Genomic DNA, 25,424 nt, shown 5'->3' with positions numbered 1-25,424 from the left:
GGGTAAATGATGGAACCTGTAGTGGTAAAAGATAAACAACCTAATCAATCAATTGCATCTTCAAAAATGGGCGCAGAAAATGAAGTAAGCCAAGAAAAAACAATGGATCGTGACATTATTACACACGCTATAAAAGAGGCGTTTGCAAAATTGAACCCGCGAGTTATGATGAAAAATCCTATTATGTTTGTGGTGGAAATTGGATTTTTTCTAACATTGATTTTATCATTTCTACCGAATCTATCTAAAAATATACCAGGGTGGTTCAATATAACAGTTTCTCTTATTCTATTATTCACTGTCTTATTTGCTAACTTTGCAGAAGCATTAGCAGAAGGGCGGGGAAAAGCGCAAGCTGATTCATTAAAACAATCTAAAAAAGATGTATTTGCAAATGTAATAAAAGAAAATGGAGATGTTGTTCAAGTTTCAGCAACTGAACTGAGAAAAGGCGACGTTGTTATTGTAAAACAAGGAGAAATGATTCCAGGTGATGGGGAAGTTATTCGCGGCTTAGCATCTGTTGACGAATCAGCTATTACAGGGGAATCTGCACCAGTTATGAAAGAAGCTGGTGGTGATTTTTGCTCGGTTACAGGCGGTACGATTGTTGTTAGTGATGAAATTACAATTCAAATTACGAGTAATCCTGGTGAATCTTTCTTAGATAAAATGATTTCTTTAGTAGAAGGAGCATCTCGTCAAAAAACACCAAATGAAATTGCTCTGAACACTGTATTAACGAGTTTAACGCTTATTTTCTTAATCGTTGTTGTTACGTTACCAATCTTTACGAATTATCTTGGTTTTCAAATTGATATGTCTATACTTGTTGCACTTCTTGTTTGTTTAATTCCAACAACAATTGGTGGTTTGCTATCTGCAATTGGAATAGCAGGTATGGACCGTGTAACGAAGTTTAACGTTTTAGCAATGAGTGGTAAAGCAGTTGAAGCAGCAGGTGATATTAATACAATTATTTTAGATAAAACAGGTACAATTACATTCGGTAATCGTATGGCGCACACGCTTTTGCCAGTGGGAAATGAAACAATTGAACAAGTTGCAAAATGGGCAGCGCTTAGCTCAGTATTAGATGAAACACCAGAAGGACGCTCCGTTATTGAGTATGTACAATCAAAAGCATTCTCTTATAATAGTGAAATTGCAGAGCGAGGTGAATTTGTTCCATTTAGAGCTGAGACACGAATGAGCGGTGTTGACTTAGCAGATGGTACAAAAATACGAAAAGGTGCAGTTGGTGCTGTAATTGAATGGGTACAATCACAAGGCGGTACAGTTCCGAAAGACTTAAAGCAAAAAGCTGATTTGGTTGCGAAAGAGGGCGGTACACCGCTTGCAGTTGCAGCTAATGATCGTATTTACGGATTAATTTATTTAAAAGATACTGTCAAACCAGGTATGCGTGAACGATTTGAACAGCTTCGTCAAATGGGAATTAAAACAGTAATGTGTACAGGTGATAATCCGCTCACTGCAGCAACTATTGCGAAAGAAGCAGGTGTGGATGAATTTGTAGCGGAATGTAAACCAGAAGATAAAATTGCGGTCATTAAAGCAGAGCAAGAAAAAGGAAAGCTTGTTGCGATGACAGGTGATGGTACAAATGATGCACCAGCTTTAGCGCAGGCGGATGTTGGTCTTGCGATGAATAGCGGTACCGCAGCAGCGAAAGAAGCAGCAAATATGATTGACTTAGATTCAAACCCAACGAAAATTATTGAAGTTGTAGGGATCGGTAAGCAGCTATTAATGACACGCGGTGCATTAACAACATTTAGTATCGCCAATGATATTGCCAAATACTTTGCGATTATTCCAGCAATGTTTACTTTGGCAATTCCGCAAATGGAAGCTTTGAACGTTATGAAATTACATTCACCATTGTCAGCGATTTTATCAGCGCTTATTTTTAACGCGATTATTATCCCGCTGCTTATTCCGCTGGCAATGAGAGGGATTGCGTATAAACCGATGAGCTCTAATGCATTGTTAGGACGTAATCTACTTATTTATGGACTTGGTGGAATGATTGTTCCATTCGTTGGTATTAAGCTGATTGACATGATTGTAGGGCTGTTCATTTAAGGAAAAGGGGAAATGAAAATGTTTGAAAAACAAAAGATACTTTCACCTGTCATTCGTATAACCTTTACGTTTCTTATTGTGTGCGGGCTTGTATATCCATTGCTCGTCACAGGAATTGCACAAGCGGTTATGAAAGATAATGCGGACGGAAGTCTCATATATAATGAAAAAAATGAGGTAATTGGTTCAAAATTAATTGGTCAAAATTTTACAGATCCACGTTATTTTCATGGACGTGCGTCTAGTATAGAATATAAAGCAGAAGCATCCGGATCTAATAACTATGCACCATCTAATCCAGATTTATTAAACCGTGTAGAAGAGAGTGTAGAAAATTGGAAGAAGGAAAATCCAACAGTTCCTGTTTCGGAGGTTCCGATGGATTTAGTAACGAATTCTGGTTCAGGATTAGATCCTGACATTAGTCCACAAGCGGCTTACGCACAAGTAGATCGTATCTCTAAGATAACGAATATTCCGAAAGAAAAAATTAATAAACTTATTGAATCTCAAACAGAAGGGCCGGCACTCGGATTATTTGGTGAAGATCGTGTCAATGTATTAAAACTAAATCTAGAATTACAAAAAATGATGAAATAAAGTGAAACTTCCATCAGTGGGGGTCTTACTGCCCGCGAATAGCGGGATAATAACAATGCTACCTCAATCTAAGTGATTGGGGTAGCATTATTTGGTGGGGATAGGAGAGATTTGTGATGTATGCAGATGACTATAAGCCAACGTTCCAAAGGCGTACACCAGAAGAGTATTTAGAATATATTCGTCAACTGAACCGAGGAAAATTAAAACTTTATGTCGGAGCAGCTCCCGGAGTGGGAAAAAGTTATAAAATGCTTTTTGATGCGAGAGAGATGCGAAAAGAAGGCATTGATGTTGTTGTTGGTTTAATTGAAACACATGGGCGAAAAGAAACAGACGATGCTATTGCTGATTTAGAGGCTGTTCCTTTAAAAGAAATTGATTATAAAGGAAAAGTGTTTCACGAGCTTAATGTAGAAGCAATTATAAACCGGGCACCGCAAGTTGTTATTGTTGATGAGTTGGCTCATACGAATATTCCTGGTTCGAAACATAAAAAACGTTATATGGATGTGGAAGAATTATTGGATGCTGGTATTGATGTTTTATCTGCATTTAATATCCAACATCTAGAAAGCGTACATGATATTGTGGAGCAAATTACAGGTGTGAAAGTAAGGGAGCGCATTCCCGATTTCATTTTGCAAAAGGCGAATGAAATTCAGCTTGTTGATGTAACACCGGAAGTACTGAGAAAACGATTGATGGATGGAAAGATATATAAGGAAGAAAAAATTCAACGCAGCTTAAATCATTTTTTTACGCTTAATAATTTAGGTGCACTTCGTGAATTATCACTTCGAGAAGTTGCAGATGATATGGATGAGAAAATCAGCCAATTTGCTGAAGAACCAATTGGAGTGAAAGAAAAAATCCTTGTTTGTGTGCAGTACAGTTCCACGGCAGAAAAATTGATTCGGCGTGGATGGCGCATGGCAAACCGCTTAAATGCAGAGTTATATGTATTAAATGTAGAAAGAGAAAATATTGAATCTTTATCAGAAGCAAAGAAGCAGGTTATCGAAGAATGGAAAGCTTTAACAAGTCAATTTGATGCAACTTTTTTATTAGAGGAATCAAAAGGGAGTAAGCCAGCTGATACGATTATTCAAGTTGCAAAACAATTACAGGTAACGCAAATTTTGCTTGGCCAATCGGCAAGAACAAGATGGGAAGAGATTCGAAAAGGTTCGATTGTAAATGAAATTATGAGACAGACGAAGAATATTGATATTCATATTGTGGCGGATCAACGGATATAGGGCATACTCGAATCGTATTCATGTATATGAATACGATTTTTTCTATTTTGTAAGTCGTCTGAATATGGTTTCCTAAACATTTTATATATAATAGAAAGAGATATTTAACAATGTGAATAATTAAAAAGTATATATAGAACGAGGAGAGAGAACGATGCTTGAAAATACAGGTTTAGTATTAGAAGGCGGCGGTATGCGCGGCGTATATACAGCGGGTGTACTGGAGTACTTTATGGAAAATGATTTGTATTTTCCATATGTGATTGGTGTATCGGCAGGTGCATGTAATGCAGCGTCGTATCTTTCTAGACAAAAAGAAAGAAATAAAACAGTAAACATTGAATATGTGACACATCCAAGATATTTATCGTATAAAAACTTTTGGAAAAAGCGGCAGCTCTTTGATATGGATTTTATTTTTCATGAAATCCCAACGCAGCATGTTCCATTTGATTTTGAAACGTATTTCAATAATGAGCAATGTTTTCTTGTAGGAACGACAGATTGTGAAACTGGACAGCCTGTTTATTTTGAAAAAGGTCGTACACAAGAAGAAGCATTAACATTGTTACAGGCATCAAGTTCATTGCCATTTGTGGCACCTGTTGTAGAATTTGGCGGGAAAAAGTTATTGGATGGTGGAATTTCAGATCCAATTCCTGTTCGAAAGGCACAGGTAGATGGTTATCAAAAATCAGTTGTTATTTTGACAAGAAATAAAGGTTATGCAAAGAAAAAATCAAAATTTGGATGGATTGCAGCGAAAGCTTATAAAAAATATCCTAATTTAGTAAACACAATGCTAGTTCGTTACGAAGTATATAATGAGACACTTCATTATATTGAAAAAGAAGAAGCAGCTGGGAATATATTCGTTATTCGTCCGACAGAGCAATTAGAAGTGGATCGTATGGAGAAGAATCCAGAAAAATTACAACGCTTGTACGAGCAAGGATTTAAAGACGCTAAGAAAACGCATGAAGACTTGTTGCGATTTCTCAATAAATAAAAAGGTGACTCAATAAGATGAGTCACCTTTTTATATTCCTCTCGGGATCTTTAATGTGGTAAGAATATTAACTGATAAGCGAATAAGATACCAAATACGTATAAAAGCGGATGAACTGCACGGAATTGACCTTTTGCTATTTTCATAAGCGGGTATGAAATGAAGCCGAGTGCAATACCTGTTGCAATGCTTGATGTAAGCGGCATGGTTAAAATGACTAAAAATGCTGGGAAAGCTTCATCAAATGCATCCCAATCAATATGACGAACTGCGCCCATCATTAAACTACCAACAATAATTAATGATGGAGATGTAATAGCGGCCACACCAGATACTGCGCTGACAAGCGGGCCGAAGAATGCAGCTACTGCAAATAATATCGCAACAGTTAGTGTTGTCAAACCTGTACGACCACCAGCAGCAACACCAGCAGAAGATTCGATATAAGCAGTTGTTGGTGTTGTACCGAACATTGAGCCAACCGTTGCTGAGATAGAATCTGAAAGAAGGGCACGACCGGAGTTTGGAAGTTTACCATCTTTCATAAACCCGCCTTGCTGTGCAACTCCAAGTAATGTACCTGTTGTATCGAATAATGTTACAAGGAGGAGCGAGAAGACAACGCCGTATAGTCCATAGTTAATAACATCAGAAAATGCTGTAATTGGATTGGAAACAATCATGCCTTCAGGTAAACCAGGCAGAGATGTAATTCCGTTTGAGAACGTTAATTGTCCAGTAAAATAAGCGATAACTCCTGTTAATAACATACCGATAAACAATGCGCCATTCACGTTTAAAGACATAAGTACTAACGTAATACCAAGTCCAGCTAATGCAAGTAAAACGGGAGGAGAGTGAAGATCCCCAAGCCCAACTAAATTTGAGGGATGTTTCGTAACAATGCCCGTCAGACGTAAGCCGATAAATGCGATAAATAAACCGATACCAGCTGTAATGGCATGTCTTAAGTTTTCAGGAATAGCTTCCAGTAATTTTGTGCGGAAAGAAGTTAATGATAGCAAAATTAAAATCATACCTGCCACGAATACAGCAGAGAAAGCAATTGCAAATGTCATACCTTCATGAGTTTTTACAACAGAGTAAGCAAAGTAAGCATTTAATCCCATCCCTGGTGCAATTGCAATTGGTAAATTTGCAAAGAGCGCCATACATAATGTTCCAACGACAGCGGCAATGATTGTCGCTGTAAATGCTTGTTCAAATGGAACGCCTGCATCACCAAGGATGACTGGGTTTACGACAATAATATATGCCATTGTTAAGAAGGTAATAATACCAGCCATAATTTCAGTTTTAATAGAAGTTTGATGTTTTGAAAGGTTAAACATAAAAACATCCTTTCTTTTTACGAATAATTGTCACAACAGTTATATATAATATTCGTTATTTTATTTTTTTGCAAGAGGTTTATATAAAAAGTTTTACATTTCTCTATGTTTTACGTTGAAATTTCGAATATTAAACATCTTTTTTACTTATATATTTCGCTTTTTGTAAGAATAAGTATATTTTTTGATTTCGCATATCATAAGAAAGATATATGATAAGGAGGTTTTTTCTGTATGACGCAACAAGAACAACCAAAGAAAACATTGCCCCCGCAACATCAAGAGAAACAGCCGGGAATTGAGAAAATCATGAATCCCCGCCCAAAATGTATAGATGAGAAGTATAAAGGAAGCGGGAAGCTGCAAGGGAAACATGTACTTATTACAGGAGGGGATAGCGGAATTGGGAGAGCGGTAGCTATTGCTTTTGCAAAAGAGGGCGCGAATATAGCAATTGCTTATTTAGATGAACATGAAGATGCAGAAGAAACGAAGCGTTGGATAGAAGGACAAGGTGCACAATGTTTTTTATTTCCGGGAGATGTAAGTGATGAACAGCATTGTCAGCAAGTTGTAGCGGAGGCTGCAAAGCAATTGGGAGGTTTAAATATTGTTGTAAATAATGTTGCTCAGCAATATCCGCAGCAAGGTTTAGAGCAAATTACAGCAGAACAACTTGAAAAGACGTTTCGGGTTAATATTTTCTCGTATTTTTATATTACAAAAGCTGCGCTAGCTCATTTAAAACAAGGCGATACAATTGTGAATACTGCTTCCATTACGGCGTATGAAGGAAATGAGCAGTTAATCGATTATTCAGCAACAAAAGGAGCGATTGTTGCCTTTACACGTTCATTAGCAAAATCGCTAGCTCCAAAAGGCATTCGTGTTAACGGAGTTGCACCAGGTCCAATTTGGACACCACTAATTCCATCAAGTTTTGATAAGAAAAAAGTATCGGAATTTGGCAGTAATGTACCAATGAAACGACCGGGACAACCATCTGAGCTAGCACCGGCATATGTGTATTTAGCTTCTGATGACTCTACTTATGTTTCTGGACAAATGCTTCATGTTAATGGCGGCGTTATTGTGAATGGTTAGGTGGTATTGGACTAGCTAGTGGACCGACTATTTGCATATCGGATGGTGTCGAAGGATCTTTATATTGTGTCGAAGCGTCGATATATTACAAATAGCGCCGATAAATGTACTATTTCCGCCGATATATTGTGAATTGCGCCGATATTTTTAAGAGCGCGTAAAAAAGAGACTGACCTTTAAGGTCAGCTCTCATTAATAAGAATTGGATTTATAGTAAAAGCTAAATGAACCATAGTATTTCATGGTGAGATTTTGAGGAGAATGTGGAGGTGACATTGATGAAAAAAACATGTTCACTTGCATTGTTATTTCTTTTCTTTTTTTTATATGTACCAATTATTTCTGCTGAGGAGACAGATCATTTGTTACTTATAAATCTAGCGACAAACCAATTAACTTTTTTCGAGGATGGAAATTATGTACGAACTTTCCCTGTAACAACAGGAAGTGAAAACACTCCTACGCCAGAAGGAACATTTTGCATTATTAATAAATATAAAAATAAAGCATATCACAGAAAAAATATTCCGGGCGGTTCACCCAATAATCCACTCGGCACTAGGTGGATGGGCTTAAATAAGAATGAATATGGGATTCATGGGACAAATCGTGAATGGTCGATTGGCAGGCGTCAGTCAAACGGATGTATTCGCATGTATGATCGAGATATTCAATGGTTGTATGACCAAATTCCATTACAAACAAAGGTAATTATTGCTCATTTTCATACATCTCCTGAATATGCGGCGCATCAATTTGGGTACCGGGTTGTCAGTTGGAATGGACGTGTTTTAGAGGAAGAACAAATTGGTAAGATTACGACGATAGATCAAACGAAAATATATTGGCAAGAGCCGAACGGGCAATTTACAGAAATTAAAACAGTATTACCGAATGAAGTATATCCTGTGTATTCACAAGGAAAAAAGGGATTCTATTATATAGGAAATAATTTATATATTATGGATGAAAAAGAAACAACGATAAGGTATGACCAAATTCCTTATTCTATACTGAGTAATATATACAAACGAAAATACGAAGTGAAGTAAAGGATACCGAGGGGACAGGGTATCCTTTTTTTATTTCGCTATTCGAGGGCAGTAAGACCCCCACCTCAAGATTCAGAGAAAATCGAAGAAGATAGGTGGGGGATGAAAAAAAACCATTGATGGAAGTTGCACTTTATCGCATCAAAATCCCTCTCTGAATATAATATTGTAAAGCTGAGGAGGGCGTATGCTATGCAAAATGGAGACAGTACATTTGCATTTAAACTTTTTTTAATTACACTTTGTTTATTTGTTATATATTTGTTTGTTTCATTTATTTTTTCTATGTATATCCCGTATGTAGACTTATTATTATTAGTGGGATTTGTATGGGCATTTGTAGAAGCGAGAGAGTGTGAAGATAGTATATATCGCTGGATTACATTATGTAGTACGGTTTTTATTGTTATTGTATATATTACAATGATGCATGCTGTCTGGAAACAGGGGGGATTTTGATATAAAAGCGTACGATTAATCGTACGCTTTTATCCGACTACTAACAGGGAGACATTTGCTCATAAGAGCCCGATTGGTTCAACTAACCATCAGTGGGAAAAAACCACTGATGGAAGTTTCACTTTATATCTTCAAGTGTTGGGAGTGAAGATATTGCTCCGTAATTTGTGCAAGTAAGTGCACCAACTTTGTTTGCAAATGATATATATTGTTGTAATTTTGTAAAATCCATATGAACGCGTTCTTCTTTTGCAAACTGATACAGCATTGCACCGACGAAAGCATCACCGGCACCAGTTGTATCGACTTGCTGTACGATAATGGATGGAATAATCGTTTGATCCTCATTTGTTGTAAGAAGTGTACCTCGTTCCCCAAGTGTAATGGCAATAGTTTTTGCTCCGTATGATAATAATGCTTCAGCAGCTTTATACATATTCGTTTCACCAGTAAGGAGGCTTGCTTCTTCATCACTTACTTTTATGAAATGAGCGTTAGCGATGAAAGTGATGCAGTCTTTACGAAATTTCTGCAAATCGGTAATTAATGAAGCTCGGTAATTTGGATCAAAGGAAATAAATAATTGTTTTGCTTTTGCATATTGCAAAAGCTTTATGTACGTGTCTTTCAATTGGCCTGGCAGTAATGCTGTAGCTGAACCGAAGTGAATGATATCGTTTTGTTTTATTTTTGATAAATTAATTTGTTCAAACTTATATTCACCATCTGCTCCGCGCATAAATGTAAAATCACGCTCGCCATGTGAATCAAGAGAAACGAAAGCAAGAGTAGTTTGTTTTTCTTTTATAAGCATAGATGTATCAACATCTGCATCTTGTAAAGTTTTTTCTAGAAATTCTCCAAATGGATCATTTCCGACTTGCCCCATAAAAGCAGCTTTTCCACCTAACTTTGTAATTGCTGCAGCGACATTTGCAGGAGCGCCGCCCGCTTTCTTTTCGAATCTTATTCCATTCATTAATGATACGTTTGGATCACGACAAACAAAATCAATTAATAATTCCCCAATACAGAAAACTTGTTTCATCTCATTCGCTCCTAACTGATTTTCTTTCGTATATAGTATGAAAGGAAAAAGAGAAAAAAGAAAGCCCATCTCATGCAGTGCGAGATGGGCAGTTGTTTAATATCTTGGTTGAAAGGTGTGGCAACATGTTTCTACACTCGTTGTTGCCGAGCTTTCTATCGTTTGTCCAGATAATATTGTATCTGTAAATGACTCGTCCCCTGATTGAATAGATTCTTGAGAGTCAGGTTGAACGACGATGGCATTTGCTTGACAAAAGTTACCTTGTCCCCAAAATGAGCAGTTGGAGACAGAGCATCGTACTTCTGGCATAGGATCCCCCTCCTTATACAAGTAGTGTGAGATTTTTGTACTCACTTCATGTATAAAGGAAGTTTCCTTTTCTTGTTACTTATTGTTTGCTGTAAACCACTCTTTGAACTTGTCCTTCGGTTGTTCTCCTTCAATGCGGCTTACTTCTTTTCCTTCTTTAAAGTGAATGATCGTTGGCGTACCTGTAATTTTAAATTCATCCCATCCAGTTGGATATTTTTCTAAGTCAATGACTTTCATATCAATGTTCATATCTTTTGCCATTGGAACGATAATTGGTGATACTTTTTGGCAGTGTACACAGTTTGTCTGATAGAAGTAAATTGTTTGATCTTTCTTTTCTTTTACATTTTTTTGGAGATCTTCTAAAGAAATTTTATTTGTGTAGTAATCTGTTTTGTTTTCTTGTTTTTGTTCAACTTTTGTTACTGCAAAAATAGCGATTAATAAAACGACGACAATGCCGCCAAAAAGAAACATTTTCTTCATTATTTCATCTCCTTATTTGTTTTTAGTAAAAGAAAACTGCAAATAGAAATAATTACAAAAGCAGTTAGTGCTAGAAATGGGATTGTGATAAAGCCAAACCAATTAATATACTCTCCTGTGCAAGGAACTCGTCCACATACTACTCCAGCTTCTGAAAAAGCAGGTATCTTTTGAATAGCATAATGATATAGCGATATACAGGCACCGATGCTTGCGATTGGTAAGGAATATGTGGCAATGCGATAATCTTTGCGTGCAACTGCAATGCCAAGTAGTAACACAAATGGATACATAAAAATACGTTGGTACCAACATAATGTACATGGTTCAAATTTCATAATTTCGGAAAAATATAAACTTCCGAGTGTAGCGATAAACGAAGTTCCCCAAGCTGTAAATAACAAAGTTTCTTGTTTTTTCTCGCGATCCATTCTCCATACCTCTCTTATAATAGTTACATACAAAATTATAGTACGAGGAGGAGTGGAAAAGAAAGAGAAAATATTCAACATAATAAAAGTTTTTTACGCTGAAAACCTGGGAATAAAAAAAACAAGGTGATGTACACCTTGTTTTTACTTGATTTTAACGAGCAAAATTAATGATTAACAGCTTTCGTTGAATCGATAAAAAATTTTTGAATTGCTTCTTTATTTTTTTGTGGATGAAGTTGTAATACTGCCCCGGCATGTTCGTATGTTTTTGGTTCATATCCATTTGCCACTGGAATTCGCATCGTTTCCATCTTTTCAATAGGATGGAATAAAACGCTGCTGCCGAGTGAAAATAATGTTTGAGTATCCATACTAGTATGGATATAAGGGAGAAGGTCTTGTATTACCGTGGGTAATTGGAATATCCCGTCTACGGATTGAACTTTTTCGGTAAAGGTTTTTTGCAGAGCTTGTAGTACTTCTTGTTGGCGTTGTACACGTCCAAAGTCACTTTCAGCATCATGACGGAAACGTGCATATTTCAGTAATTCTTTTCCATGTAATCGTTGTGATCCGGGTTGTAAATGTAATCCCATATCATCGATAATTGTTTGCGTTAAATTTACAGCAATTCCTTCTGGAGCGACGGTATCTACAATTTTTTCGAATGCCGCAAAGTCGATTGTAACGTAATGGGATACATCAATTCCGAAGTTATGTTGAATGGTTTTTCGTAATAATTCAGGACCTCCATAATAGTAGGCGGCATTAATTTTATTATATTTTTTATCATAGGTAGGAATTTCTACGTAGCTATCACGCATAATAGAAGCGAGTTTTGCGGTTTTTTCTTTTTTATTGTATTGTGCAATCATAATTGTATCAGCTCTAGCTTGTTTTTCTCCGCGAGAATCATTTCCGATAATTAGTACATTAAATACTCCTTGATCGTTTTTAGCTCCTTGAAATGGTTGGAAGTGTTCCGGATTATTTTGTTTGGATGATTTTTGGCAGCCAATCATAAATAATACAATAAGTAAAAATAAGTAAATGTGTTTTTTCACATAATCACGTCCGTCTGCTTAATATTCATAATAAGTATTATGAACAGCGGTTTGGAAAAATATACAAAGACGCTATCCCAGTGTATAGGAATAGCGTCTTATGGTAGTGAAAGCCTAATTGGTTTAATGGTTGTCATTAGAAAGTTACTTACTACTGGAAGTTTCACTTTATTTACATATGAACTTGCTCCGCTTGTTCTGTATATGTTTTTTGCGTTGCATGATCAATATATTGAAACAAAAGTTGGAGTTTTTTGTCAACTTCTGATAAATCTTTACCGTATTGATAAGCATGTAGAAAGTGTTCAATTCGTTTCGAAAACAACTCATCGTCTGTTTGTACCATAAGTACAAGCAGCTTTTCCCAATTACAGCAATACGTGTAATAGAGAGCTTTATCGTAGTCGGTGTATGTTTGCATTGTGTGCCTCCTTAATGAGGAGTTATATATAGTGTGTGACGGAAAAGAAGAAATACACTTGAAAGAATTTGTTAACAGAATGTTATGGGAAAGAAAAGGAAATATGTTTATAATTAATAGAAAGAAAATTAAGAAAACGAAGAGGTGGAGAGGGTGAGTCAATGAGTCCAAGGTTACTAAAATCGGTTGATGAACGAGCAATTCAAGTATGGAGATTAACGGCATTTTCAATCAATATTATTGTGTGGATTGCTTATGGCGGAGTGATGTATTGGCTTGACGCATTTCGAGGTATGACAAACTTGCAACTCTTATTTCTTTGTTTTTTTTGTGGACATGCTATCTTTACAATTGGTATATATCCAAAGCTTAGATGGAAGAGATGGCGCTATATGATACGTGGGCAAGAGGTTGACTTACAGCGAGGTGTATTTATTACAGAGAAAACATTAATTCCAATGATTCGTGTGCAACATGTAGATGTAAGGCAAGGCCCATTTTTACGTTATTATCAATTAGCATCAGTGGATATTACGACAGCAGCGACAACTCATACAATTCCAGCAATTGCATATGAAGATGCAGAATATTTACGGGAGCAACTTTCTACTTTAGCGCAGGTGGCGGTTGCCGATGTATAGAACAAATAGAATCCATTCGCTGTCAATCCTATTGTCAGTTGTGAAACATGCATCGACATTATTTCCTCTTTACCTTATTTTCTTATTTAAGTTTCGCGATAGCTTACCGTTTTCAATTCTGATAAATACGATTATTTTTAGCTTTGTACCTTTGTTTATTCTCACCTTTATTGCTTGGATGCGTTGGTATCGATTTACATATACAATTACTGAAGAGCAGGTGATCCTTGAGCAAGGATGGTTAAACAAAAAACGAAAGTACATTCCGAAAGAACGAATTCAGGCAATTCATGAATCGCAAAATATAATTCATCGTTTGTTTGGATTAACGGAACTGCAAATTGATACGGCGGGAAGTAGGGAAGGGGCGGAAATAGTATTACAAGTAATTACAAAAGAAGAAGCGAGTCATATTCAAGGGCAGCTTTCTGAAAGGAGGAGAATGAAACAAGAAGATATTGCTGTGCTACCGATATTCACATTATCGAATAAAAAGACGTTTCTATATGCGGCTACATCAGGCAGTATTGGATTTGTATTTTCGGTGTTACTTGGCATTTATACAGAGATAGATGAGTACGTTTCGATTCATTTTAAGCTAGAGCATTTTCAATCACAAACACCTTCTTTTTACGGAGAAGTTGCAATTGCTGTTATTACAGCGGGATGGTTACTAGGTACGTTGCTTGTATATCAAAAGTATCATGGATTTACAGTTGTGAAACAAAAGGATGAACTTGTTATTACGAGGGGGTTATTTGAGAAGAAAAAACTTATCGTTCCGCTTCATCGTATTCAAGCAATTAAAGTAGAGGAGAATATAATTCGGCAATGGCTTGGCTATGCTACAATTCGTTTTGTGAGTGCAAGTTCGAAAGAAGAAGAATACGCAGGTTTTCGCCTTGTCTGTTTTCCGCTCGTAAAGCGAAAACATATTCCATATTTATTACAGCGTTATTTTCCCGATTATAAAGCTCCGTCTACATTTCAACGTTTACCGAAGCGATCATTTGAGCGCTATATGATAAGAGTTATTGTGCCTATTCTTTTATTCATAGCGATTACATTACCTCAAACTTCAATGGTAAAATATGTAGCACCTATTTTTCTCATTGCTGGCGCAGTTTTAGGTTATCGGAAATACCATGATGCGTGTTGGTGTATTACGGGAGAGCAGCTTACTGTCATATATCGCCGAATTGGACGAATAACGGTGTACACAAAAAAAAGTCATATACAGGCGTTAACGGTTTCTAAAACAGTACTTCAAGAACCAGCATCGTTATGTAATGTGAAAATATGTGTGAAGTCGGGTGCGAAAAACATGACATTTCGTATAAAAGATGCAGACGATACAGTTGGAACGTCGCTTCGAAGATGGTATTCTTACGAAAAAGAGAGTGATTTCGCATAAAATGAAACTTCCGTCAGTGGGGGTCTTACTGCCCATTTGAACGAAATAAAAAGCGAGGGATTATCTCCCTCGTTTTTTTATTTCGTTCAAATGGGGAATATTTTAATGTATTATAAAAGCCTGATTGGCGGATAGCGCCTTTATGATTTTGGCATTGGAGTAGGTGTTGGTTTCGCATATCCTTCCTTATATTTATTATCGATGTAGTTTCGAATTTCAAGTGGTGATTTACCTTTTTCTTGTAATCTTGCTGATTCAAGTGCAATCTGTAGACAATTTACACAAGTTGTTGCATGAGAGTCCCAAACAACTTGACCATTTTTTTTGATTTCACGAATGAAGCAGTTTTTATTACTTTTATGTCCGACACTCTCACCACACCCGCAGTAGCATGGAATCCATTGAAGTAATTCAGCGTGTTGTGCTGCTACAGCATAAACTTGTTTTATTTGCGCATCATGTTCAGATAAAAAAGAAGGGAGCGTATCGATTCCTTTTGTTGTTTCGGCGATATCCCTTTGCTCTGGATGATGTTCATGTGATGAAGTGGAGGAACCTGTTTCTTTTGCTGGTTGTTTATGTTCATGTGATGAAGTGGTGGAACTTGTTTCTTTTGCTGGTTGTTTATGTTCATCATTGTTACAGCCTATCATCGTGAAGGCAAGTATTCCTGTCATACAACATAACAAAAGCGGCTTTTTCATTAGCATTTCTCCTTTATTTTAATTTTACTAAAATTGTAACAGATTCCCTAATTATTTCCTACGAGGTAGCTTTATTTTTCAAACGATAACAAAAATAGTGCCAAACAAAAAGGACAGGTATATAAACATATATTAAATACAATCCAATTTTAGAAGTGTAAGTATTTAATGTATTGATGGATTCACGGTTCATAAAAAATAAGGAGCTAATATAAATGATTCCAATAAATATTGGAAAAGCAACCTTAAATGGCAGCTGAAAAGAACGGTGTGCAGCTTGGCAAGAAGCCCATGTTGTTAAGCAAAGATTCGGTAAAATGATGAGAAACCAAAGGAAGATAATCACGTATTCAAATCGCTGAATAAAAGGGATTTTAATGATTTTGAACATCGTTAATGTTCCCCATACTGTATGCTGCAGCAGACCTTCACTGAAATAAACAAATGATAGCAAGGCTACAAACACATATAGCAAGGTTGTAAAAAAAATGCTAAAATGTGCCCACCGCTTTACGCCTTTTCCTTTTTCAATAAATGGATAAAACATGAGTAATGCTTCAAATCCTAGAAATTCTAACGAAGCCTGCTTTGCTGATAGCATAATATCGGAAAAAGAGTGAGTGAAAACAGGTAAAATATTACGGAAATGAGCGTATTTAAGTGGGAAAATGAAAAAAGTAAGTATTAAAAGAGGCAAGATAACGCCCAAAAAACATATCCCTGTTATAGAGCGAAATCCTCCACTTAAAATGTAGTACACGACGAATAAAATAATAAGCCCGACTTGCCATAATTTTATAGTAGGAAATACCCATACTTGAACAACTTCAATATATGTTCGAAAGATAGTAAGACAAGATAGTCCGTAATATAGCATAAAAAATATTGTAAAGACTTTGCCTAGCCATTTTCCGAAGCATGTAGTATGAATGTTAATTAAATCATTATCTTTTTCAAGCATTTTAAGCATACAAAATAAAACGACATGTGTAATGACTCCCATGATGATAATAGAAATCCAAGCATCATAGCCAGCATGTTTAATAATAATACGCTGAAAGCCTAAAATTCCTACTCCTATTTGAAGAGAGTGAATTAAAAAAAACGTAAAATAAGGAGAAACTGTAAATTCTTTGCTATGTAGATTCATTTTTTTCTCCTCCTCATTCTCCGATTCCAGATTGTACAATGTTGACTTTTGCTTTTACAGAAACATCTATAGATGGATACATGTTTGAAAGTTGTTTCATATTCCACTTTCTAGAGTGACTTCTAATTTGATCACGAACTCCAAGTGGATCTATGTTTTTATTTTGAAATTGACTGATGAGTGCCGTTAAATGCTTCTCAATATTTTCTTGTAATTGTGCTTCAATATAAGAGATATTTTTAGAGTTTTCTAAATTAATCCAGCTAGGAGAATCTTTAATTAAACCATTTAGTTTCACTTTAATTTCTACTTTAGGTGAAGAATTGTTATCTGTAATATGATAGGTGCTATTTCCCGATAAGCTGTGAATGACAGCAACACCTTTGTTTTTTCCTCTTTGTATATTCACCTCGTATCGTCCATTTTTAATTGGATTCATAATTAATTTGATTAAAAATGAGTCTTCATTATTCGCATACATCATAATTTTATCTTTTTTTAAAAATGCAAGGCCTTGAAGAGAAGCAGAATCTTCACCATCTATTCGGATGTAGGGAAGAAAAGGATCACATCCAAATGAGAAATAATTATATAGAAAAACGTGTAAATTTGTTGTCGGTATACTTTCGTTTGCAACATTTTGATCAATTAGTTCTGATAAATATAGAGATCCGTTTTTTACTGTATGTTTTAGTAATTGTTCTGCTGTGCCATCCACAATTGCAATTTGTACATCTCGTCCAATATTTGGATCGCGTTGCAAATTTCCAATTATATTTGAAATTCCCTGTTTATTTAAACTTGATCCAAACACAATCATTCGTGTTTGACCTACTACTATCTTGTGAGGAGATTTGGCAGCTAAATTAGCTGCTACTACCTCTCCTGAGCGTCCGACTGATGATAATGTTTTTGGGGTTTTATTTTTCCCAAGATTGTAAACAGGGTATATAATAGTTCCTTTAATTTTTTTATCTGGAGTGAGATCAAATCCAACAGTATGAACAATTCGCATTTCATCTACAATTTGTGATTGTGCACAACTAGAAAGAAAAAATAGTAAGCATATAAGGAATGGAAAGAAAAAATATCTCATGTTTTGTCACCATTCTGTTTTGTTTTCGCTTTCTTCGGACTAAAGCGCCAGTTTGAAATTGGTCGGAGGTGAGAAGGGCGCTTTGCTGACATACTGAACGGATAGCGGACAAATGCTTCCGATGAACCAATACCCCTAAATGGATAAAGTGGTAATAAGTAAGGTGAACCAAGTGATTTTAAACGAATTAAGTGAGCCAAAATAAGAGTAAAACCAATTATTAAACCGAGACCCCCCATCATACTAGCTAATATAATAAGTGGAAATCGTAGGATACGAATCGTGTTAGACATTTTAATTGTTGGTGTTGTAAAAGCAGCGAGTGCTGATAGAGCAACGGCAATGAGTAAAATTGTACTTGTCAAAGCAGCCTCCACTGTTGCTTGCCCGATGACAATGCCACCGACGATACCAAGCGTTTGTCCAATCTTTGGCGGTAAGCGTGCTCCCGCTTCTCGTAATAATTCAATCGTAATTTCTAAAAAAAGAACTTCTAATACAGGCGGAAAAGGGACATTTGCTCTAGAGAAAATAATAGGGCCTACTAGATCTGTTGGAATCATTTGATAATGATATGTTAAAACAGCTGTATAAATCGCTGAAGAAAAAATAGAGAATAAAGCTCCGAAAAATCGAATAAAACGAAAAAATGATCCAATAATCCACGGTAAATAATAATCTTCTGGTGAAACAAAGAAGTCAAATAAATTTGTTGGGCCAGCCAAAATATAAGGAGAACCATTTGTTAAAATGAGTACTTGCCCAGCTAGTAATGCGTACATAGCGCGATCTAAGCGCTCTGTAGATAACAGAAGCGGAAAGAGTGAATTACTATTATCACTAATGAGTTGTTCAACTAATGTTGCGTCAAATGGAATATCAAAATCAATATCTTGTAACCGTTGCATTACAGTGTTGACATGTTGTTTATTTGTAATCCCGTCGAGGTAACCAACAGCAAGCTGTGTTTTTGATATAGACCCAACTGTAACTTCTTTAAAGATAAGATTTTCTGTTACAACGCCTTTTCTCAATAAATGAAGATTGACATCGAGACTTTCAACAAATCCAACTTTCGGTCCAACAACACTATATTCATTTTCAGTATCATTATATATACGACTACCTGGAACTGTACTTTCGGCACGAATTAGAGCATAATTATCCTTTTGTGAGGAATTTTGAAGCTGTATTAATATAAATCCACCTAATAATTTTTCACGAATCTCCTCTATAGAAGGAGATAAGATAATTTCTTCAATTGGGATAATGTTAGGTAAATCTTCTATTTTTTCAATGTTTGCTAGCCGTCTTTTTATAGGAGAAAGAATATAATGTTTTAGTACAACTTCTTCTGATACTGATTTGATATAAAATATACATAAATTCCCATCATCTGTTATATTGAAATGCAGAAAATCCATAGATTGTTTCATCTTTTCGATAAATTCTGGTATGGAACAATTATTTTTTTCGTTCACTTGTTGTTTCGCTTCTTTTTGTCCGAACTGTAAACGAAACATAGGGTTCACCTCTTTTCGGTGTTTGAAGTGCTTCTGTTATTTTGGGGGAAAAATGAAAAATTATACGAGAAGATATATGAAAAATAGGTTGGAATATTCGAGATGTTTCCATATTAATAGTAGAGGGAATTTTATTGCTGGAAGTCTTATCCCGCATTAACGGGCAGTAAGATCCCCCACCTCAAGATGCAGAGAAAAGCGAAGAGGATAGGTGGGGGATAACTGCCCGTAAAAGCCCGATTGGTTCCACTAACCAGCAATGGGGGATGAAGAAAATCCCCACTGCTGGAAGTTTCACTTTACCTTGGGGGCGAAGATATGCACTTGGCATGTGAGAACAATGACTATTAAATCGTTGTTTTATGTAAATAAGGAAGAAGCAAATTTGCTTCTTCCTTATTTATGTTTATTTTGCTTATTCCGCTTTCAAGGATGCTTTTAATTTTTTCATTTCTGTTTTAATATCCTCTTTTTTTACATTTAATTTTTCAGCAATTTGTTTTACATTCATACCGTCTTTTTTCATTTTTAATACGTCATTTAATGGTGTATTACTTTTTTGGGAAATGATGTTGAGTACAGCGAGATGGAATAAAGATACTTCATAGTCACGCATTGTTTGTTTCACTTGATCTGGAGTAGACTTTTGCATCTCTGCTACTTTTTGTAACAGTTTTCCTTCCATTTCTTTACTCATATGATGTTTATGAAATTTATGAAGTTTCTTTGGATCAACGCCAAAGTGCTGCGCAGTTTCTTTCCATGTATGCTTTTGCTTATAGTACTCTAATACAGCATTAATATCTTTGCCACTTAACTTTGCAATGCGTGCCGCTTTCCAAATCTCATGCTTTTTATATCCTTTTTCTGTTAATGATTTGTATTGTTCTTCAGAGATGAATTTGTGGTGCTTCGCTACCTGTTTCGTTTCTTGTTTTGTTTCTGATTGCGAGCTATCGGTAGAAGCGTATGCCGTTAGCGATGTTGCTCCGCATAATAATGATACCGCTAACATTCCTGTTACTAGCTTTTTCTTCATGTTTCATCACTCCTATAAGTAGTAAACTGCTTGCGTTATATAGCTTATCCAAAAAGTATGACAAAACTATGAACAAATTATGTTTTAATATGTAAGAAAGAAAAGAGAAGTAGAAAGTTGTTTCCATATGATAAGAGTTTTAAAATGGAGAAAAAGATTCCAATGAATGGAGAAGATGCTGCGATGCATGTATTAATTGTAGAGGATAATGAGAGCGTGTGTTCAATGCTTGAAATGTTTTTTATGAAAGAAGACTTTCAAACAACATTTGTCGCAGATGGTTTAGAAGCATATTCATTGTTTCAAAAGAAAGAGTGGGATTTGCTTATTGTAGATTGGATGATTCCGGGCATGGATGGTATAAAACTGTGTCAAAAAATAAGAGAAAGCAGTGATGTTCCTATCATCATGTTAACGGCAAAAGATAGTGAAGCTGATCAAGTACTAGGATTAGAAATTGGGGCAGACGATTATGTTACGAAGCCGTTTAGTCCGCTCACGTTAATCGCAAGGATGAAGGCAGTTGTACGCCGTTTATCAAAAAAACAGGTGAAAAATCAAATAAATCATTTTCATATTAATGAAGAAACAAGAGAAGTATTTTTAGACGGTGAGAAAGTGGGAAATTTAACGCCAAAAGAATTTGAGTTGCTCGTTTTTTTCACGAAGCACCCGCGCCAAGTATTTCGTCGTGAACAGCTCTTAGAACGTATTTGGGGATATCAATTTTACGGAGACGAACGAACGGTGGATGTACATATTAAGCGGCTTCGTAAAAAAATTAGCACTGACTCGCATATATGGATTCATACCGTTTGGGGCGTTGGTTATAAATTTGATGAAGTGGTAGCTGGCTGTGAAAAGGATTAAGTATTTTTATAAGCTATTATTTAGTTACATTTTTATTTTACTTGCTGCATTTATTCTATTAAGTGCCATGTTTTTAAGTTTAGCTGAAAATCTTGCTTACAGGACAAAGGTAGACGAGCTTACTTCTTACGGAACTAAAATTATTGATGAGCTTGAGAAAAAGGAAATGAACGTTCATGTTGTGAAATTGAAACATTTTTCTAGTCTATTACATGCACGTGACACGAAGTTTTTCATCTTTAATGAAAAGGGAGAAATTACGCAATCACCAGTTCATGTAAAGAAAAATCCATTGTTAAGCGAGGCAGAATGGAAGAAAATTCAACATGGCGAAACATTGCAAATAAAACGAGACGTGAACAGGTTTGAACAACCTGTATCAATTGTTGCGATTCCGTATATGAGAAATGGTGAACTGCAAGGCGGGGTAATGTTAACAGCTCCCATTCACAGCACACTTCAAATTGTGACGGAATTAAATCGATATTTGTTAATTGCAGCAGGTGTTACTTTTCTGATTGTACTAGTGGTCAGCATCTTTTTCTCGCGCTCTTTAGTAAAACGGGTGCAGCGTCTTCGCCAGGCGACAGCAATGATTTCAAAAGGTCAGTATGATGTGCATGTTCCTATTGGACAATACGATGAAATCGGTTTGCTTGGAAATGATTTTAATAATATGGCGCAGCAGCTTCATAAAGCACAGAAGGAAATCAATCGTTTAGAAAAGCGAAAGCGTCAATTTATTGCTGATGTTTCACATGAATTAAAAACACCCCTTACGACAATCAATGGTTTAGTAGAAGGAATGAAAAATGACCTCATTCCGGAGGAGAAAAAGCAGCGCTGTTTTGAAATGATGGAACAAGAAACGAAGCGACTCATTCGCCTCGTTAATGAAACGTTAGACTATGAAAAAATCCTTTCAAATGAAATTACACTTCAAAAAGAAGCAATTGAAGTAAAAGAAGTTTTTGAAGTAATCAGTGAACAATTAGAACTGCAAGCAGAGGAAAAGGAAAATACAATTGGAATTGATGTCCCCGCTAGTTTATTTGTTTATGCTGACTATGACCGGCTGCTGCAAATTTTGCTGAACATCACAAAAAATAGCCTGCAATTTACCGAGAATGGAACAATTATGCTGCGAGGAAAAGAAGAAGGGCAAATGACAATTATTGAAATTGAAGATACTGGTATTGGGATGGGACGAGAAGAAATATCTGCAATGTGGTCGCGTTTTTATAAAGCTGATACATCTAGAACAAATAGTTATGGTGAATTTGGATTAGGTTTATCGATTGTAAAAGAACTTGTGAAACTGCATAATGGAACGATTGAAGTAAAGAGTGAACAAGGTAAAGGAACAACGTTTATCATGCGTTTTCCTAGGTTATGAAAATCGTCTTACATAAAGTAAGGCGATTTTTTGTTTTACTGCAATGGTCACATTGTGTTTTTCGATATTAAATATTGATTTATATGAGGAAACTAGATTATAATTGAAAATGATAATCCTTATCAATAATTGACGTATACATATAGATATAAAGTGAAATCTCCATTAGTGACGCTTTTCTCACTGATGGTTAATTGAACCAATCGGGCATTTATGGGCAGTTATCTCCCACCTATCTTCTTCGCTCTTCTCTGAATCTTGAGGTGGAGGTCTTACTGCCCGCGAATAGCGGGATAAAATTATGAAGGAGAGGAACAGATGACAACTTATACTTCTATTGCAAATGTTATAAAAGAAAGAAGATCTATTCGCACCTTTACAAATAAAGTAGTAGAAAAAGCATTATTAATTGAACTATTAAATAATGCAACATGGGCACCGAATCATCAGCACCGCGAGCCGTGGAAATGTAAATTATTTTTGGGGGATGGCCGTAAAAAGTTTGTAGACGCTGTTTTAAACTCTTTTTCACCAGAAGAAAGAGAAAAACGCGGAAAAATGTTAACGGAACGTTTTATGAGTACACCAGCTCAAATTGTTATCCATATGGATGAAGACCCACGCCAAGCGCAGCGTGATGAAGATTACGCTGCTGTATGTGCATTTATGCAAAACTTCCAGCTCCTAGCTTGGGAACAGCAATTAGGTGTTGTTTGGAAAACAGGCGGGCTTATTTACAATCCTGCTTTCATGAAAGCAATTGGTTTAACGAAAGGACAACGAATTGTTGGTATTTTACATGTTGGGTATTTTGATAAGGCGCCAGAAGGCAAAGAGCGTACACCAATTACGGAGAAGTTAGAGATTATTGAAGGATAATATAAAGAAGGATACTTATTAGCATATAAGCATCCTTCTTCTATTATGCAAGTACTGGTGGAAGTGTAAAAGTTCCATCTTTATGTTGAATTAATGTATGAATGTTTGTGATTGCACTCGTATGTATGACACCATAAATATGTGGATAACGTTCACCATTTGCAGCTAATTCGTATTTAATTTCTGCTTGTACACGCTCTGGATCAATTGTTAAAAATACAATAGAAGGTTCTGCTGCAAAATGTTTGTGAGCAACTTGTAATGATTGATTGAGAAATGAGCAGTGAATGAATCCTTCTTCCTGTAAGGAAGGTTCGATAATTATTCCCTTTTCTTTCGCATTTTCCCATGCCTGAAGTGTCATAACTTTCATGATTGTATTCATAAGATTATCCCCTCTGTAATGAATGTTCTCTAAAGGAAAGCTTACATGTTTTGCAAGATAATCGCATCTAAAAGACAAAATATATTGAGGTAATTTCTTTAATTTTCATGAAAGCTTGTTTTTCCTCATACACTTTCATAAGGGAAGGTGTAAGGAGGGAACAGAGATGAGAAGTAGTGAGGACAAAGCATTGCAATATGCAATTGCAGAAATTACGGAAATTGCGACAGGGTTTGGATTAGATTTTTATCCGATGCGCTATGAAATTTGTCCAGCTGATATTATTTATACATTTGGTGCATATGGCATGCCAACGCGCTTTTCACATTGGAGCTTTGGAAAGCAATTTTATAAGATGAAACTTCACTATGATTTAGGACTTAGTAAAATATATGAGCTCGTTATTAACTCCGATCCATGTTATGCTTTTTTGCTCGATACAAATTCATTGATTCAAAATAAGCTTATTGTCGCTCATGTATTGGCGCATTGTGATTTCTTTAAAAACAATATTCGATTTTCTAACACGAAACGCGATATGGTCGAAAGTATGGCGGCAACTGCAGAGAGAGTTAAAAATTATGAGCATAAATACGGAAAAAAAGAAGTAGAAACTTTTTTGGATGCTGTGCTAGCCATTCAAGAGCATATTGATCCTTCACTTATGAGACCGAAGCTTGCGTGGAGCGCGGATGATCAAGAAGAGGAAGAACAAGTAAGGAAGGCTGCCACGCCGTACGATGATTTATGGAATTTAGAAAATCGAAATAAGAAACGAGAATTACCTAATATGCGGAAGAAAAGAAAAATTCCGCCGCAACCAGAAAAAGATTTACTTCTGTTTATTGAACAATATAGCCGTGAATTAGAAGAGTGGCAGCGTGATATTTTAACGATGATGCGTGAGGAAATGCTGTATTTCTGGCCGCAGCTTGAAACGAAAATCATGAATGAAGGCTGGGCTTCGTACTGGCATCAACGCATCCTTCGCGAAATGGACTTAAGCTCGGATGAAGCCATTGAATTCGCAAAGTTAAACGCAGGTGTTGTCCAGCCATCGAAGACGAGTATTAACCCGTACTATCTTGGCATTAAAATGTTTGAAGATATTGAAGAACGCTACAATAATCCGACAGAAGAAATGATACGCCGAGGAGCAAAACCAAACTCAGGAAGAGAAAAAATCTTTGAAGTACGCGAAATTGAATGGGACGTATCGTTCCTTAGAAATTACTTAAACAAAGAACTTGTTATGCGCGAAGATATGTACTTATTCCAGCGCCAAGGGAAAGATTATAAAGTCATTGATAAAGATTGGGAAAATGTTCGGGATCAGTTAGTGAATATGAGAACAAATGGTGGTTTCCCATATTTAATGGTCGAAGATGGAGATCATTTAAAGAACGGTGAGTTGTACATTAAGCATTATTATGAAGGAATTGAACTAGATTTAAAATATTTAGAGAAAGTATTGCCGTACATTTATCAGTTATGGGGAAGAACAGTGCATATGGAGTCGATTGTGGAGAATAAGAGTGTTGTATTTTCTTATGATGGGAAGATGGTGCATCGGAAGTATGTGTGAAGCTCCTCTATACATTTATATACAGTT

Annotated in this window: 26 protein-coding genes; 13 read left to right on the top strand and 13 right to left on the bottom strand. The window is 36.1% G+C overall.

Annotated features, from left to right (window positions below):
• Positions 1–9: 9 nt before the first annotated feature.
• From kdpB to LRP84_RS12095, 4 genes are all read left to right on the top strand, one after another.
• On the top strand, positions 10–2,109 hold the full coding sequence (kdpB, locus tag LRP84_RS12110; protein ID WP_230575314.1) for a potassium-transporting ATPase subunit KdpB: 2,100 nt from the start codon (positions 10–12) through the stop codon (positions 2,107–2,109).
• Positions 2,110–2,127: 18 nt separating this feature from the next.
• Positions 2,128–2,709: a K(+)-transporting ATPase subunit C gene (kdpC, locus tag LRP84_RS12105; protein ID WP_230575313.1), complete on the top strand. Its 582-nt coding sequence runs from the start codon at positions 2,128–2,130 to the stop codon at positions 2,707–2,709.
• A 116-nt stretch (positions 2,710–2,825) separates the two neighbouring features.
• Positions 2,826–3,971, top strand: coding sequence for a KdpD-like non-kinase potassium sensor (kdpDN, locus tag LRP84_RS12100; RefSeq protein ID WP_230575312.1), 1,146 nt, complete (start codon positions 2,826–2,828; stop codon positions 3,969–3,971).
• A 154-nt stretch (positions 3,972–4,125) separates the two neighbouring features.
• Positions 4,126–4,980, top strand: a complete 855-nt coding sequence (locus tag LRP84_RS12095) for a patatin-like phospholipase family protein (protein WP_230575311.1) — start codon at positions 4,126–4,128, stop codon at positions 4,978–4,980.
• Between the two features lie 50 nt (positions 4,981–5,030).
• Here LRP84_RS12095 and LRP84_RS12090 read toward each other — a convergent pair whose 3' ends face one another.
• Entirely contained in the window at positions 5,031–6,332 is a 1,302-nt protein-coding gene (locus LRP84_RS12090) for an NCS2 family permease (RefSeq protein WP_230575310.1), read from the bottom strand.
• A 234-nt stretch (positions 6,333–6,566) separates the two neighbouring features.
• Here LRP84_RS12090 and LRP84_RS12085 point away from each other — a divergent pair, with 234 nt between their 5' ends.
• From LRP84_RS12085 to LRP84_RS12075, 3 genes are all read left to right on the top strand, one after another.
• Positions 6,567–7,436 carry an SDR family oxidoreductase gene (locus LRP84_RS12085; protein ID WP_230575309.1) on the top strand — a complete coding sequence of 290 codons (870 nt, stop codon included), beginning with the start codon at positions 6,567–6,569 and terminating at the stop codon, positions 7,434–7,436.
• A 278-nt stretch (positions 7,437–7,714) separates the two neighbouring features.
• Positions 7,715–8,488: a L,D-transpeptidase gene (locus tag LRP84_RS12080; protein WP_230575308.1), complete on the top strand. Its 774-nt coding sequence runs from the start codon at positions 7,715–7,717 to the stop codon at positions 8,486–8,488.
• A 192-nt stretch (positions 8,489–8,680) separates the two neighbouring features.
• Positions 8,681–8,947, top strand: a complete 267-nt coding sequence (locus LRP84_RS12075) for a hypothetical protein (protein ID WP_230575307.1) — start codon at positions 8,681–8,683, stop codon at positions 8,945–8,947.
• Between the two features lie 118 nt (positions 8,948–9,065).
• Here the strand turns inward: LRP84_RS12075 and LRP84_RS12070 are convergent, their stop codons facing one another.
• The 6 genes from LRP84_RS12070 to LRP84_RS12045 all read right to left on the bottom strand — a co-directional run bounded on the left by LRP84_RS12070 (position 9,066) and on the right by LRP84_RS12045 (position 12,715).
• Complete coding sequence (locus tag LRP84_RS12070; RefSeq protein WP_230575306.1) at positions 9,066–9,995, bottom strand: carbohydrate kinase family protein; 930 nt, start codon at positions 9,993–9,995, stop codon at positions 9,066–9,068.
• Positions 9,996–10,091: 96 nt separating this feature from the next.
• Positions 10,092–10,307, bottom strand: a complete 216-nt coding sequence (locus LRP84_RS12065) for a DUF1540 domain-containing protein (RefSeq protein WP_230575305.1) — start codon at positions 10,305–10,307, stop codon at positions 10,092–10,094.
• Between the two features lie 75 nt (positions 10,308–10,382).
• A complete protein-coding gene (locus tag LRP84_RS12060; RefSeq protein ID WP_230575304.1) occupies positions 10,383–10,796 on the bottom strand; it encodes a thioredoxin family protein in 414 nt (137 codons plus the stop codon).
• On the bottom strand, positions 10,796–11,227 hold the full coding sequence (locus tag LRP84_RS12055) for a disulfide formation protein C (RefSeq protein ID WP_230575303.1): 432 nt from the start codon (positions 11,225–11,227) through the stop codon (positions 10,796–10,798). The genes LRP84_RS12060 and LRP84_RS12055 overlap by 1 nt, the downstream gene beginning before the upstream one ends.
• A 167-nt stretch (positions 11,228–11,394) precedes the next feature.
• Positions 11,395–12,294 carry an LCP family protein gene (locus LRP84_RS12050; RefSeq protein ID WP_230575302.1) on the bottom strand — a complete coding sequence of 300 codons (900 nt, stop codon included), beginning with the start codon at positions 12,292–12,294 and terminating at the stop codon, positions 11,395–11,397.
• Between the two features lie 172 nt (positions 12,295–12,466).
• Positions 12,467–12,715: a YhdB family protein gene (locus tag LRP84_RS12045; protein WP_230575301.1), complete on the bottom strand. Its 249-nt coding sequence runs from the start codon at positions 12,713–12,715 to the stop codon at positions 12,467–12,469.
• Between the two features lie 161 nt (positions 12,716–12,876).
• Here LRP84_RS12045 and LRP84_RS12040 point away from each other — a divergent pair, with 161 nt between their 5' ends.
• Both LRP84_RS12040 and LRP84_RS12035 read left to right on the top strand, forming a co-directional pair.
• The gene (locus LRP84_RS12040; protein WP_230575300.1) at positions 12,877–13,356 is read left to right on the top strand and encodes a PH domain-containing protein; all 480 of its coding nucleotides are present in this window, start codon (positions 12,877–12,879) and stop codon (positions 13,354–13,356) included.
• Positions 13,349–14,770, top strand: coding sequence for a PH domain-containing protein (locus LRP84_RS12035; RefSeq protein ID WP_230575299.1), 1,422 nt, complete (start codon positions 13,349–13,351; stop codon positions 14,768–14,770). The genes LRP84_RS12040 and LRP84_RS12035 overlap by 8 nt, the downstream gene beginning before the upstream one ends.
• A gap of 140 nt (positions 14,771–14,910) precedes the next feature.
• Here LRP84_RS12035 and LRP84_RS12030 read toward each other — a convergent pair whose 3' ends face one another.
• The 5 genes from LRP84_RS12030 to LRP84_RS12010 all read right to left on the bottom strand — a co-directional run bounded on the left by LRP84_RS12030 (position 14,911) and on the right by LRP84_RS12010 (position 20,282).
• Complete coding sequence (locus LRP84_RS12030) at positions 14,911–15,474, bottom strand: PCYCGC motif-containing (lipo)protein (protein ID WP_230575298.1); 564 nt, start codon at positions 15,472–15,474, stop codon at positions 14,911–14,913.
• A 58-nt stretch (positions 15,475–15,532) separates the two neighbouring features.
• A complete protein-coding gene (locus LRP84_RS12025) occupies positions 15,533–16,624 on the bottom strand; it encodes a GerAB/ArcD/ProY family transporter (protein WP_230575297.1) in 1,092 nt (363 codons plus the stop codon).
• Between the two features lie 13 nt (positions 16,625–16,637).
• Positions 16,638–17,720, bottom strand: coding sequence for a Ger(x)C family spore germination protein (locus tag LRP84_RS12020; RefSeq protein WP_302850589.1), 1,083 nt, complete (start codon positions 17,718–17,720; stop codon positions 16,638–16,640).
• Positions 17,717–19,243, bottom strand: a complete 1,527-nt coding sequence (locus tag LRP84_RS12015) for a spore germination protein (protein WP_230575296.1) — start codon at positions 19,241–19,243, stop codon at positions 17,717–17,719. The genes LRP84_RS12020 and LRP84_RS12015 overlap by 4 nt, the downstream gene beginning before the upstream one ends.
• A 415-nt stretch (positions 19,244–19,658) precedes the next feature.
• Positions 19,659–20,282, bottom strand: a complete 624-nt coding sequence (locus LRP84_RS12010) for a hypothetical protein (protein ID WP_230575295.1) — start codon at positions 20,280–20,282, stop codon at positions 19,659–19,661.
• A 183-nt stretch (positions 20,283–20,465) separates the two neighbouring features.
• On the opposite strand from LRP84_RS12010, the gene LRP84_RS12005 reads away from it, so the two are divergent.
• The 3 genes from LRP84_RS12005 (at position 20,466) to LRP84_RS11995 (ending at position 23,427) form a co-directional block, all read left to right on the top strand.
• Entirely contained in the window at positions 20,466–21,152 is a 687-nt protein-coding gene (locus LRP84_RS12005; protein ID WP_230575338.1) for a response regulator transcription factor, read from the top strand.
• Positions 21,139–22,548, top strand: a complete 1,410-nt coding sequence (locus tag LRP84_RS12000) for a sensor histidine kinase (RefSeq protein ID WP_230575294.1) — start codon at positions 21,139–21,141, stop codon at positions 22,546–22,548. The genes LRP84_RS12005 and LRP84_RS12000 overlap by 14 nt, the downstream gene beginning before the upstream one ends.
• A 318-nt stretch (positions 22,549–22,866) precedes the next feature.
• Positions 22,867–23,427, top strand: coding sequence for a nitroreductase family protein (locus tag LRP84_RS11995; protein WP_230575293.1), 561 nt, complete (start codon positions 22,867–22,869; stop codon positions 23,425–23,427).
• A 43-nt stretch (positions 23,428–23,470) separates the two neighbouring features.
• On the opposite strand, the gene LRP84_RS11990 is transcribed toward LRP84_RS11995, so the two are convergent.
• Positions 23,471–23,812, bottom strand: coding sequence for a DUF952 domain-containing protein (locus LRP84_RS11990; RefSeq protein WP_230575292.1), 342 nt, complete (start codon positions 23,810–23,812; stop codon positions 23,471–23,473).
• Positions 23,813–23,978: 166 nt separating this feature from the next.
• Between LRP84_RS11990 and LRP84_RS11985 the strand changes: the two genes are divergently transcribed.
• Positions 23,979–25,397 (top strand): SpoVR family protein, encoded by a 1,419-nt coding sequence (locus LRP84_RS11985; RefSeq protein ID WP_230575291.1) that lies wholly within the window; start codon positions 23,979–23,981, stop codon positions 25,395–25,397.
• Positions 25,398–25,424 lie beyond the last annotated feature (27 nt).

The sequence above is a fragment of the Bacillus rhizoplanae genome, from assembly GCF_917563915.1.
Taxonomy (GTDB): Bacteria; Bacillota; Bacilli; order Bacillales; family Bacillaceae_G; genus Bacillus_A; species Bacillus_A rhizoplanae.
Note: the sequence above shows the minus strand (reverse complement) of the source record. Positions and strands in the feature narration are given on the sequence as shown.

What these genes read in the sequence shown, in the direction of transcription:
- kdpB (WP_230575314.1), top strand. Translation starts at nt 10, where the DNA reads ATGGAACCTGTAGTGGTAAAAGATAAACAACCTAATCAATCAATTGCA.
- kdpC (WP_230575313.1), top strand. Translation starts at nt 2,128, where the DNA reads ATGTTTGAAAAACAAAAGATACTTTCACCTGTCATTCGTATAACCTTT.
- kdpDN (WP_230575312.1), top strand. Translation starts at nt 2,826, where the DNA reads ATGTATGCAGATGACTATAAGCCAACGTTCCAAAGGCGTACACCAGAA.
- LRP84_RS12095 (WP_230575311.1), top strand. Translation starts at nt 4,126, where the DNA reads ATGCTTGAAAATACAGGTTTAGTATTAGAAGGCGGCGGTATGCGCGGC.
- LRP84_RS12090 (WP_230575310.1), bottom strand. Translation starts at nt 6,332, where the DNA reads ATGTTTAACCTTTCAAAACATCAAACTTCTATTAAAACTGAAATTATG.
- LRP84_RS12085 (WP_230575309.1), top strand. Translation starts at nt 6,567, where the DNA reads ATGACGCAACAAGAACAACCAAAGAAAACATTGCCCCCGCAACATCAA.
- LRP84_RS12080 (WP_230575308.1), top strand. Translation starts at nt 7,715, where the DNA reads ATGAAAAAAACATGTTCACTTGCATTGTTATTTCTTTTCTTTTTTTTA.
- LRP84_RS12075 (WP_230575307.1), top strand. Translation starts at nt 8,681, where the DNA reads ATGCAAAATGGAGACAGTACATTTGCATTTAAACTTTTTTTAATTACA.
- LRP84_RS12070 (WP_230575306.1), bottom strand. Translation starts at nt 9,995, where the DNA reads ATGAAACAAGTTTTCTGTATTGGGGAATTATTAATTGATTTTGTTTGT.
- LRP84_RS12065 (WP_230575305.1), bottom strand. Translation starts at nt 10,307, where the DNA reads ATGCCAGAAGTACGATGCTCTGTCTCCAACTGCTCATTTTGGGGACAA.
- LRP84_RS12060 (WP_230575304.1), bottom strand. Translation starts at nt 10,796, where the DNA reads ATGAAGAAAATGTTTCTTTTTGGCGGCATTGTCGTCGTTTTATTAATC.
- LRP84_RS12055 (WP_230575303.1), bottom strand. Translation starts at nt 11,227, where the DNA reads ATGGATCGCGAGAAAAAACAAGAAACTTTGTTATTTACAGCTTGGGGA.
- LRP84_RS12045 (WP_230575301.1), bottom strand. Translation starts at nt 12,715, where the DNA reads ATGCAAACATACACCGACTACGATAAAGCTCTCTATTACACGTATTGC.
- LRP84_RS12040 (WP_230575300.1), top strand. Translation starts at nt 12,877, where the DNA reads ATGAGTCCAAGGTTACTAAAATCGGTTGATGAACGAGCAATTCAAGTA.
- LRP84_RS12035 (WP_230575299.1), top strand. Translation starts at nt 13,349, where the DNA reads ATGTATAGAACAAATAGAATCCATTCGCTGTCAATCCTATTGTCAGTT.
- LRP84_RS12030 (WP_230575298.1), bottom strand. Translation starts at nt 15,474, where the DNA reads ATGAAAAAGCCGCTTTTGTTATGTTGTATGACAGGAATACTTGCCTTC.
- LRP84_RS12025 (WP_230575297.1), bottom strand. Translation starts at nt 16,624, where the DNA reads ATGAATCTACATAGCAAAGAATTTACAGTTTCTCCTTATTTTACGTTT.
- LRP84_RS12020 (WP_302850589.1), bottom strand. Translation starts at nt 17,720, where the DNA reads ATGAGATATTTTTTCTTTCCATTCCTTATATGCTTACTATTTTTTCTT.
- LRP84_RS12015 (WP_230575296.1), bottom strand. Translation starts at nt 19,243, where the DNA reads ATGTTTCGTTTACAGTTCGGACAAAAAGAAGCGAAACAACAAGTGAAC.
- LRP84_RS12010 (WP_230575295.1), bottom strand. Translation starts at nt 20,282, where the DNA reads ATGAAGAAAAAGCTAGTAACAGGAATGTTAGCGGTATCATTATTATGC.
- LRP84_RS12005 (WP_230575338.1), top strand. Translation starts at nt 20,466, where the DNA reads ATGCATGTATTAATTGTAGAGGATAATGAGAGCGTGTGTTCAATGCTT.
- LRP84_RS11995 (WP_230575293.1), top strand. Translation starts at nt 22,867, where the DNA reads ATGACAACTTATACTTCTATTGCAAATGTTATAAAAGAAAGAAGATCT.
- LRP84_RS11990 (WP_230575292.1), bottom strand. Translation starts at nt 23,812, where the DNA reads ATGAATACAATCATGAAAGTTATGACACTTCAGGCATGGGAAAATGCG.
- LRP84_RS11985 (WP_230575291.1), top strand. Translation starts at nt 23,979, where the DNA reads ATGAGAAGTAGTGAGGACAAAGCATTGCAATATGCAATTGCAGAAATT.